This window comes from Leptospira yasudae (genome assembly GCF_003545925.1).
GTDB classification, from domain to species: Bacteria; Spirochaetota; Leptospiria; order Leptospirales; family Leptospiraceae; genus Leptospira; species Leptospira yasudae.
Genome location: NZ_QHCU01000001.1, coordinates 895,771 through 908,678, shown reverse-complemented (window position 1 = coordinate 908,678; position 12,908 = coordinate 895,771). Strand labels below are relative to the sequence as shown.

Annotated in this window: 15 protein-coding genes and 1 pseudogene; 3 read left to right on the top strand and 13 right to left on the bottom strand. The window is 43.8% G+C overall.

Annotated elements, in window-relative coordinates:
* Positions 1-40: 40 nt before the first annotated feature.
* On the bottom strand, positions 41-472 hold the full coding sequence (flgB, locus tag DLM76_RS04380; RefSeq protein ID WP_118954774.1) for a flagellar basal body rod protein FlgB: 432 nt from the start codon (positions 470-472) through the stop codon (positions 41-43).
* A 123-nt stretch (positions 473-595) separates the two neighbouring features.
* On the opposite strand from flgB, the gene DLM76_RS04375 reads away from it, so the two are divergent.
* From DLM76_RS04375 to DLM76_RS04365, 3 genes are all read left to right on the top strand, one after another.
* Positions 596-886: an STAS domain-containing protein gene (locus DLM76_RS04375; RefSeq protein WP_118954775.1), complete on the top strand. Its 291-nt coding sequence runs from the start codon at positions 596-598 to the stop codon at positions 884-886.
* Between the two features lie 192 nt (positions 887-1,078).
* Positions 1,079-1,426: an LIC10301 family lipoprotein gene (locus tag DLM76_RS04370; RefSeq protein WP_118954776.1), complete on the top strand. Its 348-nt coding sequence runs from the start codon at positions 1,079-1,081 to the stop codon at positions 1,424-1,426.
* A 29-nt stretch (positions 1,427-1,455) separates the two neighbouring features.
* Positions 1,456-2,517 carry a tetratricopeptide repeat protein gene (locus DLM76_RS04365; RefSeq protein ID WP_118954777.1) on the top strand — a complete coding sequence of 354 codons (1,062 nt, stop codon included), beginning with the start codon at positions 1,456-1,458 and terminating at the stop codon, positions 2,515-2,517.
* Between the two features lie 177 nt (positions 2,518-2,694).
* On the opposite strand, the gene DLM76_RS04360 is transcribed toward DLM76_RS04365, so the two are convergent.
* From DLM76_RS04360 to DLM76_RS04305, 12 genes and pseudogenes are all read right to left on the bottom strand, one after another.
* Positions 2,695-3,111, bottom strand: a complete 417-nt coding sequence (locus DLM76_RS04360; protein ID WP_118955171.1) for a YbaN family protein — start codon at positions 3,109-3,111, stop codon at positions 2,695-2,697.
* A gap of 94 nt (positions 3,112-3,205) precedes the next feature.
* The gene (locus DLM76_RS04355) at positions 3,206-3,814 is read right to left on the bottom strand and encodes a hypothetical protein (protein WP_118954778.1); all 609 of its coding nucleotides are present in this window, start codon (positions 3,812-3,814) and stop codon (positions 3,206-3,208) included.
* A 41-nt stretch (positions 3,815-3,855) separates the two neighbouring features.
* The gene (locus DLM76_RS04350) at positions 3,856-4,746 is read right to left on the bottom strand and encodes a WGR domain-containing protein (protein WP_118954779.1); all 891 of its coding nucleotides are present in this window, start codon (positions 4,744-4,746) and stop codon (positions 3,856-3,858) included.
* 96 nt (positions 4,747-4,842) lie between these two features.
* Positions 4,843-5,880 (bottom strand): dienelactone hydrolase family protein, encoded by a 1,038-nt coding sequence (locus DLM76_RS04345; RefSeq protein WP_118954780.1) that lies wholly within the window; start codon positions 5,878-5,880, stop codon positions 4,843-4,845.
* 6 nt (positions 5,881-5,886) lie between these two features.
* A pseudogene (locus tag DLM76_RS21440) lies at positions 5,887-6,123 on the bottom strand (hypothetical protein); the annotation flags it as partial.
* 335 nt (positions 6,124-6,458) lie between these two features.
* Entirely contained in the window at positions 6,459-6,911 is a 453-nt protein-coding gene (locus tag DLM76_RS04335; protein WP_118954782.1) for a hypothetical protein, read from the bottom strand.
* A 545-nt stretch (positions 6,912-7,456) separates the two neighbouring features.
* Positions 7,457-8,857 (bottom strand): NAD(P)(+) transhydrogenase (Re/Si-specific) subunit beta, encoded by a 1,401-nt coding sequence (locus DLM76_RS04330; RefSeq protein WP_118954783.1) that lies wholly within the window; start codon positions 8,855-8,857, stop codon positions 7,457-7,459.
* 4 nt (positions 8,858-8,861) lie between these two features.
* On the bottom strand, positions 8,862-9,146 hold the full coding sequence (locus DLM76_RS04325; RefSeq protein WP_000434762.1) for an NAD(P) transhydrogenase subunit alpha part 2: 285 nt from the start codon (positions 9,144-9,146) through the stop codon (positions 8,862-8,864).
* A gap of 67 nt (positions 9,147-9,213) precedes the next feature.
* On the bottom strand, positions 9,214-9,933 hold the full coding sequence (gene queC, locus DLM76_RS04320; protein ID WP_118954784.1) for a 7-cyano-7-deazaguanine synthase QueC: 720 nt from the start codon (positions 9,931-9,933) through the stop codon (positions 9,214-9,216).
* Between the two features lie 15 nt (positions 9,934-9,948).
* On the bottom strand, positions 9,949-10,329 hold the full coding sequence (gene queD / locus DLM76_RS04315; protein ID WP_118954785.1) for a 6-carboxytetrahydropterin synthase QueD: 381 nt from the start codon (positions 10,327-10,329) through the stop codon (positions 9,949-9,951).
* Positions 10,330-10,415: 86 nt separating this feature from the next.
* A complete protein-coding gene (locus DLM76_RS21660) occupies positions 10,416-10,562 on the bottom strand; it encodes a hypothetical protein (RefSeq protein WP_046690929.1) in 147 nt (48 codons plus the stop codon).
* A 378-nt stretch (positions 10,563-10,940) separates the two neighbouring features.
* Complete coding sequence (locus DLM76_RS04305) at positions 10,941-12,740, bottom strand: hypothetical protein (protein WP_118964443.1); 1,800 nt, start codon at positions 12,738-12,740, stop codon at positions 10,941-10,943.
* Positions 12,741-12,908 lie beyond the last annotated feature (168 nt).

Below are 12,908 nucleotides of genomic sequence, written 5' to 3'. Positions count from 1 at the left end.
TGTCTCATTATAATGAATTCAAGTAAATAAATCCGAATTTTTAAGCCATTCTCATGACTTGTTTCAAGTCGCGGTAGTTCTGGTTGATTCTTTCGGACATCATCATGTATTGCATTTGGGAATTGGAGGCTTCGACCACTTCTTTTTCCACGTCTACGTTGTTCCCGTCGGCTCTCATAGTCGTTAAGTAATCTATATTCGCTTTCGGCTGCACTTCGCGGTAATCCAAGGGTTTGAAAAATTGAATGTGCCGATCGTCCGAAATTTGAGTCGGAACTTCTTTCATCGCTTCGATTTTTTCTGAGTTGATCGCGCGTTTGATCATCGATTCGAAAATCACTTCGGAACGTTTGAAATGCGGAACGTCCGCATTGGCGATATTGTCGGAGATCACTTTTCTCTTAAAAACGGAATTATTCATTCCTCTTTCCAGGAGGTCCTGGGTTTTCATGAAATGGGTTTTCTCAAACATTATTTTTCTCCCCTCCAAAAAATCGGTTGAATTTGCGATTTCCAGGAGAGATTTTTTTAGGGAAGAAGTTTTTTTTATCCGAAACTTACAAGAGTATACGGAATACCTTCCAAGCGAATGACCATGTCAGAAAACCCCGAAACAATCGAGATCACCCCGGACCTTACGATCCTCTTTAACGATTACTATGCGTTCCGTACAATGTTGATGGATGCGATCGCCAAAAAACCGAAAAACATCGTTTTGAACCTCGGGGATATTCCCGTTATGAATTCTATTTCGATCAGTTCTCTCGTTTGGTTTTTAAAGAATGCCCGTTCCGAGGGAATTTCCTGTACGATCAGCGCGATTCATCCCGATCTTCTCAATACGTTCGAAGTGCTGAACCTAAAAGAATACTTGGACGCTCAATAAGAATCTGTCCCAAAAGAAACTCGGCATCTCGTTCCGTATAAGCCCTTCGCTCGGGACAGAACCTTGCAGCTTGATTTTTCCGATAAAGTAAACCGGGGTTTTGGGACGCGCTGTAAATTCTTCCGTATTTCCGCGTCGTTGTTCCGGTGATTTTCATTGGACACCGGAAGCCGAATCTCTATGCTTGAATCTATGAAAAAAATCGTTCTTATTTCTACTTTGATTCTTCTTCTTTTCTCGGCTTGTAAAAAAAAGGAAGAGCTGATTTTGGGAGATTGGATCAAAGTCAAAAATTGTCCGGCAAAAGGAGAATGTCCGAATCCCGATAAGGACAAAGGAAGCCATCTTTTGATTCTTCCCGAAGGTCTTGCGAAATACGATACGTTCCATCTTACTTATAAGATGAAAGACGACGACATTCATTTCAATCTTGCGGATCTCGCGTTCGATTTGGAATACAGAATTCTGAAAGTGGACGAAAAGGAATTACAACTTCTCAACAAGAAAGAAGATCGCATTGAATACTTTGAAAAGAAGTGATTCGGTCTTTTTAAGATAAAGAATTCCCTATGAACCGTTTCTTTTCCTTATTATCGATTTTGATTCTTCTCTTTGCGGGCGGAATTTTCGCGGACGATGAGGATGAGAATCTTCCTGGGAATTCTTCTCCCGCTCCGAATTTTGATTCCGGAAATCCCGCGGACGCTGCGCGTAGAAGAGTTCAGATCACCGCTTTAAACACGGAGACGGTGAATTTGATCCGAGCCAATAACTTGGCGAGAGCGATCATCAATATCGACAAGATCAAAAAGCTCGATGAGAATACGGTCGAATATCATTATCTGAAAGGTTCTTATCTTTACGCGCAAGGCAGATATCCGCAAGCGAAGAATTCCCTCTTAAGGGCGATTCAAATTCATCCCGGTCATGACCCTTCCTATTATCAGTTGGGAATGATTTTCGTTCAAAGAAACAAATGGGCAAGATCTCTGGAATACTTTCAAAAAGCGGTCGAGCTTTCCAATTACAATCCGTTTTATAGAATCAATCTTGCGCTCGCTTATTTTGAAACGGGGAATTATCTGCGCGCTAAAGCGGAAGCGGAACGCGCGATCGAATTGAAACCGAACTTCCGCGCAGCAAAACTGTTGTTGTTAAAATCCAATTTCCTTCTGGGTAACAAAGCGGACGCTTACGCGCAGTGCGTCGATTTCGTGAAAGAAGGTTTCATATCCCGCGAATATATGTTGATCCATGCAAGACTTGTAATGGACATTCATCAGAATTATCGGAAGGCGATCAAGATCTACAATCAATACGGAGAACTTCCGTTTCAGGAAAAACGATTTTTAGCCCATGCGTATTACAACACCGCGAACTATCGAGCGGCGGCCGCTACGTATCAACAAGTGATTCAGTTTAGAATCGCGGAAGAGGAGGATAAGATCGAATACATCCGTTCTCTTTCGTTTATCAAGGATTATAGAAGATTGGAATCTTTCGTAACCGCTTGGCTTCAGGAAGAACCGGATAAGCGCAGAAAGGTGCAAGAGGCTTTGGATATCGCAGAACTCCTGAAGGAAAACGAACCGAAAACCTTTCACATGTTTCCTTCCCGATCGCCGTATTAGATTAGGGGATTTGTCGGAGTTACGACATTTTACTGTGAGACTTTTGAGCGCCCCGCCCAGACTTTGGGTGGGGGGTGAGGTGGTGGGAAGGAATCCCGAAAATTCTCCTTATCACGAAATCACACTTTCTGCAACGATAAATTTCCTACGTGCTGTTTGTCGGAACTCCGACAATTCTCACGATTTCGGTTTCGTAGGAATCCGAATCAAGTAAATCACGACCAGAACGCCGATCAACGAAACGAGGATCTTAACGGCTAAGATCGGAATAAAAAAGAACACGGTCGTTCCGATCGTGATAAAGATCATCGAAATCGCGATGATCTTCGCACGGAGAGGAATCATCTTGTGGATTCTCCAGTCACGGATATATGAACCGAAGTAGCGGTTGTTCATCAGCCAATTGTAAAATCGATGAGAGGCTCTTGCATAACAAGCCGCGGATAAAAGCAGAAAAGGGGTGGTTGGTAGGATCGGCGTAAAGATTCCTATGATTCCCAAGGCCAAGGACACGGAACCGGCGACAAAAAGAAGGAAACGAATGATCTTGGATCGATGCAGACGAACTTCGTCGCTATAATCTTTTTTTTCCATATAACATAGAATTGAAATCGCCCGAGGACAGTTCAATTCTTTTCGTCGTTTGGGTCGATTTCAAATCGTCATAATTCGTCTACGGCATCGCGCCTTAATTTTTCCAAGCCCGATCGTTTTCGAGCCAGTGCTGCAACGTCTCCGCATTGGAATCTTTTGCGAATTTTTTCAAAGGCGCAAGCTGCGAAGAAGAATACTGTTTCGCAAGACTGAATAACACATCCAATTGTGCGACTGTGTGTTCCAAATCCAAGGAGCCTAAGTATCTCAGATAAAGAGGAAGGTAGCTTAGATTTTTCTGCAGCAAGCGAAGAATGGTAAACGTTCCCGTCTCGAGTTCTTCGTGGGTTGGCAGACCTTCTCCGTTTGTTTTATCCTGATTGTATCGAATCAGCGTGTCCATATAACGCACCAAAGATGTTTCCAAAACCGGGTCCAAGGATTCGATTTCGGAGAATAGATCCCGTTCGCTCAGAACTCGTCCTTCAACCGAAACTCCGAAGCCGAACCAAGGATCGGATTCCTCGAAGATCGGATTGGAAAGAACTAAGTTCTCCGCATTTTTGAGAATTTCGGTCCAAGCATCTACGGCCTTTACGAGCGCCGCAGAAGTAAGATTTTCCACGGGGATTAGAACGAGGTTTCCGGTAAATCCGACTTCCTCATCCATCTCCACGGTCTTGATTGCGAATTTCAGTCTCATGTAGTTAATCCTGTATTTTATAATATTCTAATGGTTTTGATTTAAGAGTATACTTCTTCGAAGAAATCTATATCCAGAATTCTTTGTGCGAAAATCCGGATTAGAATTTGTCCGAATAAAAGCCGATCCGCCGCTTGGATTTTGACCACTTCGCAATCTTCGTGAGAGATGAACAAATAGGCCGGCTCTTTATGATCCGTTTTTCGGAGGGGATCGCTTAAAATCCAGTTTTGGCCGAACTCGAGGATGCAAGGAACGTCGTCGATGGAAAGTTCTTTGTTTTCCAGAGATTCGAGATATTCTTCGTTATCTCCTTCTTCGAGAGCCTCCGCTTCCCAGCCGCCCTCGTTGATCGTTCCGTTTGCACTCATGCCGAAAAAACCGATTGATCCTCCGCCGAGATCTTCGAAATAAATTCCGTTGTGAACCTGCGCCGTTTTTACGTAACTCTTCGGCAAGCCTTTGGCGGGAGAATCCGTAAACGGAGGATAAGAACGGATTGTAGCAGGCGTGGAATCTTTGAAGTCCGGATCGCTGTATCGCAATTCGGCGACAAGCGCCGTTTCTTTGGGGTCGATGTAAATCTTGGAAACCTGGGCCGCAAGTTTTGCGAGAATTTCCTTGTCTTCGTTCGTCGAGACTAAAAAGGAAAAATGCTTATAAAACCCTTCCTTGATGTTTTTACTTTCGCAAACTTCTTTCCATACATCGAGATAATTTGCGGAAGAATTCTCCCGATACCCTTTCTTTAATTTTTCTTTGAGAAGTTTCTCCGCTTCTTTTAAGCAGATTTCCTCCGAGTCGAAGGTTTTCGTTTGGGTCTGACCCGCGGTTCCCGATTTACCGTAGGTTACCGTAAACGAGTTCCCGGAAGATTCTATGTTCCAGAATTTATCCGAAGATTCGTCTTGAAAGATGAGTTGGTGTTTCACGCTCTGATTCCTTTTGATTTTGTTCGGTTGATTTTAAAATTTCGTATGTATGCCGCTTGATTCGTTTTCGTTTGAAAATTATAAATTCTGCATGTTTTACGGATTATACAATTGAAAGAAGTTGACCGCTTCTTGATCCGCGTTTGGTTTTGCCGCGACATCGTTTGCGTCGAATTTAGAAGACACGGCTTTGGCTTCGTCGAAACTGTGATGTGTGTTCGGATAAACGGTCATCGCAATCGAATTGTTCGTTGCCGCGCTAGCACCGAGAGTCTGCGCTCTCGCGATTCTCGTGTCGCAATAACCGCCCGTGTAAAGCGGATCGGCTCCCGCTGCGAGAATTTTCAAATGCGTGTAGGGAAGATATTGGCTTCCTGAAATTCCTCCGAACGCGTTGTTTAAACCGCATCCCGGATAAAACGAAATCACCGCTTTAAACGGCCTGGAATCTTCGGTTCGAAATTGAGTCGTTGAATTCGTATCGACCGTGGAAATCACACTGCTTCCTCCATGCGACCATCCCAATAAAACGATTCGATTGTTATTGATGATCTTGGATCGTTTTACATAAGCGAGGGCTGCATACGCGTCGGTGGGACGGTCGGTTACTTCCGATGTTCCGACACCGGCTCCGTTGCTACATTGATTTTGCGGAGCAAGTCTCGTGCTGAAACTATCTATGAGAAGAGTCGCATATCCTAAGTTTTTCCCGCGTCCGGCCCATTCCGTATAAAGCGAAGAAACTCCTCTGCTCGGATCACTGTTGGAGTGCGCACCCGCACAACCGTGCATCATAACGATCAACGGAAACGGTCCCGTTCCTTGCGGCTTGGAAAAATAGGCTTCTAAGATGAATCCTTGCGTAGGATTATAGATTCGGAATTTGTAATCGGTGAGTTCCGCGCTTTGATCGATTACGACCGGCCCTGAAGTTAACTGAATGATTTCCAGTGCTTGAGCGGATGCTGCCGCGAGAGCTAAGTCGTTTAGGAGGGAAGAATCGCCTTTTTTGTTCTTCTTCCAGAATTCCAAAGCTTCCAAATTCTCTCCGAGTTGACACTGTATGAAAGCGCTCAAGGAAAGAAGGGAAACTAAGAAGAAGAAACGGAACGATCCGATGGATAAAAACTTCATGGTTTATTCTACGGTATAGGCGATGTAGGATTTGTTCGGAGTCATGATCTTTGTGAACACGGGAAAATGATTGTACCCGTCCTTGTACTTTACGGTGATATCGATGTTTTTCGTGGAGTGTATTTTATTTCCTTTTTTCTGAGAATCTACGTTGAATGCAGCGATCAAGAAAAATAGAAATAACATTAATAAAAATGAATGTTCTATTTTTCGGGTACGAAAGTTGTCTGAGAGTCGCTTCATCGTGCGGTCCTTTCTCGGTCTGAAGTTTCGATTGAAGAGGAAGAATCCGGTTTCGTTTTTCAAAACGATTTCTTCTTTCTAAAACCCTCGAATATCGTATCAGAATGAGGATTTTCGTTCTCACCACGTTATAGGATGGTTTCGCCTTTCTTATCGAGGGCGTTTCGATCTATCGGAAACTAACGGAATCGCGTTTTCGATTTTGTCTGTAACAATGGGTCGCGTGCCGGATTTTCAACCGAAAATCGAGCCGATCGAATATCGAATTTTCCTATTTATCAATTCGATATTCGCCCGTAAGAAAAGATTAGGAGCTAGGGCGGATTAAAGTCGGATTAGATTTTTAGATGTTTTTTTACGGCGATCGAGACGGAGCGAGCCATCGTTCGTGCGATTAGATTGGAAACGTAATTGTTCAAAATCGGCAAAGATTCGTGATCGGAACCTAAGGCTTCGCGCGCTTGCTCTAAAATCGAACCGGGTTCTTGAACGGAGAATGGATTCGAATTCTTTTGAGCGGAAGGGATTTGCGGTTCGTTTGAATCGTCCTTTCCGAAAGGAAATCGATTGTAGTAATCCAGGGAAAGTCTCTCTTCATATTCGTTCCAAGGTAAAGAGAGAAGCTTTTTCAAAAACGAATCTAATTCGGGGATTCTATAAATCGCAATTTCTAGTTCTTCGATTTTCTTTTCTATATCCGCTTGTGTCGGATTATTGGAATAGAATTCCGTTTGTTTTTTGGATATGGAATCAACGGATTCTTGAGAATCTTTTCGTAAATCGGACAAAGTCTTTCTTCCCGTAAATGAATACTGCGATCGTTTTAGCTTGGGTTATTGATGGATTGGACGAACCGAATTCTAAAAGAAAATATCCTAAAACTACGGAAGGGCGGCCATTTGATGTTTCGCTTAATTCTAAATTTTTAAAATGTTCTGGGAGAGTAAACTCATATTCAAAAAACCAGAGATTCTAAAGTGTGGTAGCCAAATGTGACTAATAAATGACCTTCCATTTTGGATATTTTGACAAATTTGAAACGAAACGGAGTTCTTTTTAGCAAACCACGTTATGCGCTATTCTTTAGTGAGCTGACTATGACTATGGGGTTGTTTATCCAAAGTTGTTTTTACCTGAATGGTACGTTATTTGTTTCGAGGGATTTGTTTGGTAAAATTTCAATGCGGAGTTGGTTCAAAACGGAAACGTAATTGTTCAAAATCGGCAAAGATTCGTGATCGGAACCTAAGGCTTCGCAGACTTGCTCTAAAATAAAAAAGCCGGACTTAATAGTCCGGCTTTCAGCGCGTTCTTAAAAAAGAACGGGAAATGTTTAGGTTTCTTTGAGCGCCGTAACGATTTCTTGAGTCGCTTTCTTTCCGTCTTGGAAATACATGAGAGTGTTGTCTTGAATGAACAACGGGTTAGGAACACCCGCGAATCCAGGGCTCAAGCTTCGTTTGATTACGATTACGGTCTTCGCTTTGTCCACATCCAAGATCGGCATTCCGGCGATCGGGCTGCTTGGGTCGGTTTTCGCGAGCGGGTTAACCACGTCGTTCGCACCGTTGATGATCACAACGTCGACTTGTTCGAAGGAAGGATTGATTTCGTCCATTTCCTTCATTTTATCGTAAGGGATATCCGCTTCCGCAAGAAGAACGTTCATGTGACCGGGCATTCTTCCCGCAACCGGGTGAATCGCGAATTCGACGTCGATTCCTCTATCCGTAAGAATATTATAAAGATCTCTTACTGCGTGCTGAGCCTGTGCAACCGCCATACCGTAACCGGGAACGATTACGACTCTTTGAGCCATATCAAGAAGCATTGCGACTTCTTCCGCGGAAGTGCTTTTCGTTTTTCCGGTATAGATGTCTTCTCCGCCTTTAGAGTTATCCACGGCAGCGCCGAGTCCGCCGAAGAGAACGTTTGGAAGAGAACGGTTCATCGCTTTACACATGATTTGTGTAAGAATGATTCCGGAAGCTCCCACGAGAGATCCCGCGATGATAAGAACGTTGTTTCCGAGAACGAATCCGGTTGCGGATGCAGCGATACCGGAATAAGAGTTCAGAAGCGCGATTACCACCGGCATATCCGCACCACCGATCGGCATAACGAGAAGAATTCCTAAAATGGAACCTACTACAACAACATACCAATACCATTCGATCTTTTCAGGTTCGATGACTACGAAGTAGCTCAGAACGATCGAGCCGATAAAGAAAAGAACTTTTACGATTTGATCGCCCGGATAACGAACCGCTTTTTCGGAAAGAAGTCCTTGGAGTTTTCCGTAAGCCACAAAACTTCCCGTAAGAGTTACCGCTCCGATGATTCCGGATGCTGCGGTTGAAATCGTAAACTGATACGATTTTAATACTTCAAGATTGGTACCTTGGTGAAGAACTTCCATTACCGCCGCGCCTGCAACGAGGAAGGAAGCAAGACCGCCGAAACCGTTCAATGCCGCAACGAGCTGAGGCATGGAAGTCATTTCCACTTTTACGGAGAGATAAACTCCGATTGCGGTTCCTACGATGAATCCCGCTAAGATATATTCGTAAGCGAGGCCTTTTTCCACAAGAGCGGCGGCCACTGCAAAGAACATACCGACTGCGCCCACAAAGTTTCCTCGCACCGCAGTCTTAGGGTGAGAAAGAAGTTTCAATCCTACGATAAAAAGAACGGAGGAGAGAAGATAAACTAAATTGATGATCGATTTTTCCATATTCTTACTTTTCTTTCTTCTTGAACATTCCTAACATTCTATGGGTTACTAAGAACCCTCCGACGACGTTGATCGTTGCAGCGACCATCGCGATAAATCCGATAATGTTGATCAACGGACCGTTCACGGAATGAAGAGAGAGAATCGCTCCGATGATCGTGATTCCGGAAATAGCATTGGAACCTGACATAAGAGGAGTATGTAAAAGAGGAGGAATTCTAGTGATAACCTCGAAACCTACGAATACGGCTAATAAGAAGATCGTCAGGTAGCCTACGAACTGTTCCATAATAACTTTTCCTAATCAGAGATTCCTTCCTTTGGAGAGCTGAGGAAGGCCGGGTAAACCGATGGGATCACTTTTCAGAAACTCCTGTCTCCTGAAAACCTTTTTTTCTCAAGAGACAGGCGTCGCATTTTCCGCAGGCTTTGCCGCCCTTCGGATCGTAACAGGAGAATGTAAGATGAAACGGAACCTGTAAACGATTCCCTAAAAGGACGATTTCTTTCTTAGAAAGATTTTGAAGTGGGGTTACGATTTTAATCGGAGAACCTTGGCTTCCTTTTTTGGTTCCGAGTTGAATCGCCATTTCATACATTTTGATGAACTCGGGTCTGCAATCCGGATAACCGGAATAATCCATAGCGTTCACGCCGATGTAGATCGAATCGGAACCGGTTCCTTCCGCGAGAGAAACCGCAAAGGAAAGAAAGAGTATGTTTCGTCCGGGAACGTACGTGTTCGGAATCTCGTCCTTTCCGAGAGAATTCTTCGGAACCTTGATCGATTTTTGCGTGAGGGAAGAACCCAGAAACAGCTCGGGTTTTAACTTTTGAATCGTGTGAGGAATTCCTAATTTGCGGGTGATTTTTTTCGCGTAGGATAATTCGATTCTATGTCTTTGCCCGTAATCGAAGGAGAGGGCTTGGACTTCTTTTCCGTCGGCGATCGCCTGATACAAACAAGTCGTGGAATCGAGACCGCCCGATAAAAGAACGACCGCCTTATTGTTCGAAGGCGTCGTTTGGAAATCGGAACGTTTGCGATTTACATTCTTCTTTTTAGCGGAATCCAAATTCGAATCCTCTTGTTAAGCGGAACCTTTCGGACCTTCGTAAATGCACGCACTCGTGCAGGTTTCGTTCAGAGTGATTTTATAAAGAAGAGGCAATAAAGGTTTGAGATGATTCCAGAGCCAGATCGAAATGTTTTCCGAGGTCGGATTTTCCAAACCGGGAACATCGTTGAGATAATAATGATCCAGATGATTTTCGATCAAAGGTTTGACGATCTTGCTAACTTCCGCGTAATCGATGAGCCAACCCGTTTTAGAATCGATCTTTCCTTTCAGATGAAGTTTAAACCGAAAGCTGTGGCCGTGAAGACGTTTGCATTTGTGGCCGTCGGGTACGTTCGGAAGGAGATGAGCGGCGTCGAAGCGGAATTCTTTGGTGAGTTCGATTTCTTCCATGGGTTCCTGCCCGGTTTTGTATCAATAAATTCGGAAGATCTAAAAGAGGACCGGGATCAGGTTGAAGAGACTGAGAAAAAGCCGGTTTATTTTACCAGCTCTTTCAAAATTTCCTGTCTTTTTTGATCTTTCTGATGTTCGTTCAAAACCAACCATTCTCTTTTGATTTGTTTCGAGCTTACACCCTTAAGTTCTGCGTATTTGTTGAGAAGTTTTGCAGTTTTCTGGTTCATATCGACCAAAAAACCGGGAATCGACTCTCTGTCAAGCAACTCAGTTTGGGATGTTCCGTTCTTGATTAAAATTCATTGCCGGACTTCCGACCATACTCCGTTCAAGGAGATTCGTATGAGTTCCTACAGTTTGAAATCGATTCGGGCGCCTCTTTCTGATTTGCAATCAGAAAGACCGAGCTCGCCGCGACTCCACTTCGTTTCGGTCCTGCGGACTGCATTAACTCAAACTCACTTCCTATGGGTCGTTCGTTAATGCATCGCTTTGATCTCTGGCGCGGGATTTTGCCGAAAGATCGCGATTTGTAAGAGTTCCCACATACGTTTCCAAAAGGGCATTTACCGTTTATAAGTCTTCTGAAGGAGTTCCCACATTTTTCAAACCAGAACATCGATCAAGGCTTGAAGGTCGTCCAGCTCTTGATCCGATGAAATTCTCCCTTGAATTCGAACGTCTTCGAGAAAGAAACCGATCTTATGTCTCTTTGATCGAACAAGATTTTGAAACGAAAGTACCGCCTTCCAAGTTGTTGGAACTCCGCGGATCGGACCTTTTCGTTCGATCGTATTCTCCTTAAAAAAAGAATCGAATTCCGCAAACAAATCCTGACCGGAATCGACGACGATCCTTGCGATCGTCACCAACGGAAGATCCGAATCGACGGAAGAAGAATCGAGATCACGCACTGCAACCGTGCCTTCCGATCGGTCGGTAGAATTCCGAATACCAAAACTCAACTCCCAAAACGAAGAACCCTCTGCGTTGATCGATTTCCTACCGTAAAGTAAAGCCGCTTTGATCGTTTTTACGGGAGGCTTTAAAAGAAAGAATTGCGATTCGCCCGGATGAAAAACGAACGCAGGTGCATTTGAAAAATTGAATATTCCGGTTTTATCTTCTCCGAAATTGGGCGAAGGATTTTCCGGTTCGGCATAAGATTTAGAATGATCCGACGAAATTGTGATTTTTTGCATCGCGGATTCCTGTTTTTGCTCGGAGAAAAGCGTGGGCTTTCGCGTCGCTGATTGAGACGGAATTTCGTTTCGTCTCATCGCGGATTTAGGAGGAACAAGATTCCATTTTACCAAAGAAACAAATCGAAACTCTTGTTTGAAAATCGAATCCAAACTATTTCTTCGTTCCGCAATCGTCTGATTTGAAAGATCCTTTTGGTCATGGTTCAAAATATCATAAATTTCGAATGTAGATTTCGATTGTTTTGCGGATACCCAGCCGATAAAAACGGCCGGTTCTTGAATTTGAGAAAGTTCTTCGATTATTTGCGGAATTTGGTTCCGGTATAAATATCCATCTTTCGTCCAAGCCGCAATTCCGAAAGAATCGAAAACGATCTGCGTGAGGACCGCATTCCGCGGAATTAAAAAGAACGAAAGTCCCTCCGCATTTTTGTCGTCCGGAAACGGAAGCGGTTCGTTCCAAGTTTGAGGCAAGGATGGATCGATTCGTTTGACGACTTCACGAAGAGAAAGTCGATTTAAATTTCGATCGGGAAACCAGAGGGACAATGTTTTCAAAACCGAAGTCGATTTCCAAGGGTTGCCTTCCGCAGCCGCTTTTTCCAAAAGAACTCCCGTTTCCAAATTGAAACAATCGGCCAGAACAAAGAGCAAAACGGAATCTTGAACTTTCAGAATTCTTTTTCCTAAAAGGATCAGATGCAGAAAGATTTTTTCCGGAACGGAAGCCGAGTTCCAAAGAGAGAATAAAAGATCCTTGGATCGTTGGGATTGCGGATGGGAGCGGATTTCTTCCACAATTGAGATGAGGAAGCGGATTTCGTTATGGGGCGAACCGTCGGGAACGTTCTCCGATTGCGTTAAACCGACTTCCTTTCCGTTGCGCTTCCGATCGTCCCCGTTTTTCTTCAGGCCTTCTTGAAGATTTCCCGTCAAAAGCGCGATTGCCTCCGAAACATCTCCGACTTCTTTGATCGAAGTTTCGATCATCCAAATCGGTTGTTGTAAATATTCGGAAGCGAAGGCCGCCAATTCCTCAGAGGAAAAAATCGGTTTTTCTTTTTTTCCGCTTAGATAGGCAAGTGCGGGATCGATTTCTTCCGGATCGCAAGAACAAAAATAATTCGTGAGAAGACGTCGTTTCCGCGCGGGGTCCGATTCTTCTTTGAGTTCTGGAACGAGTTGAAAAAAGGGAATCACCGCGAAAATTATCTCCGAAACAGAATGTAGGAAATTATAATTTTTAATCGATACACATTTTATCAAAAAGGATTTCGAAAAAGGAAATCCGACTAAAACTTTTCTTGCTATTCGAACCGTTTTGAGTAAGCTCCTTTCGCTGAGAAATTATAAAAAAATTGGTTAGGC

Excerpts from the sequence above, each read along its gene's own strand:
- flgB (WP_118954774.1), bottom strand. The coding sequence starts at position 472 with ATGTTTGAGAAAACCCATTTCATGAAAACCCAGGACCTCCTGGAAAGA.
- DLM76_RS04375 (WP_118954775.1), top strand. The coding sequence starts at position 596 with ATGTCAGAAAACCCCGAAACAATCGAGATCACCCCGGACCTTACGATC.
- DLM76_RS04370 (WP_118954776.1), top strand. The coding sequence starts at position 1,079 with ATGAAAAAAATCGTTCTTATTTCTACTTTGATTCTTCTTCTTTTCTCG.
- DLM76_RS04365 (WP_118954777.1), top strand. The coding sequence starts at position 1,456 with ATGAACCGTTTCTTTTCCTTATTATCGATTTTGATTCTTCTCTTTGCG.
- DLM76_RS04360 (WP_118955171.1), bottom strand. The coding sequence starts at position 3,111 with ATGGAAAAAAAAGATTATAGCGACGAAGTTCGTCTGCATCGATCCAAG.
- DLM76_RS04355 (WP_118954778.1), bottom strand. The coding sequence starts at position 3,814 with ATGAGACTGAAATTCGCAATCAAGACCGTGGAGATGGATGAGGAAGTC.
- DLM76_RS04345 (WP_118954780.1), bottom strand. The coding sequence starts at position 5,880 with ATGAAGTTTTTATCCATCGGATCGTTCCGTTTCTTCTTCTTAGTTTCC.
- DLM76_RS04330 (WP_118954783.1), bottom strand. The coding sequence starts at position 8,857 with ATGGAAAAATCGATCATCAATTTAGTTTATCTTCTCTCCTCCGTTCTT.
- DLM76_RS04325 (WP_000434762.1), bottom strand. The coding sequence starts at position 9,146 with ATGGAACAGTTCGTAGGCTACCTGACGATCTTCTTATTAGCCGTATTC.
- queD (WP_118954785.1), bottom strand. The coding sequence starts at position 10,329 with ATGGAAGAAATCGAACTCACCAAAGAATTCCGCTTCGACGCCGCTCAT.
- DLM76_RS21660 (WP_046690929.1), bottom strand. The coding sequence starts at position 10,562 with ATGAACCAGAAAACTGCAAAACTTCTCAACAAATACGCAGAACTTAAG.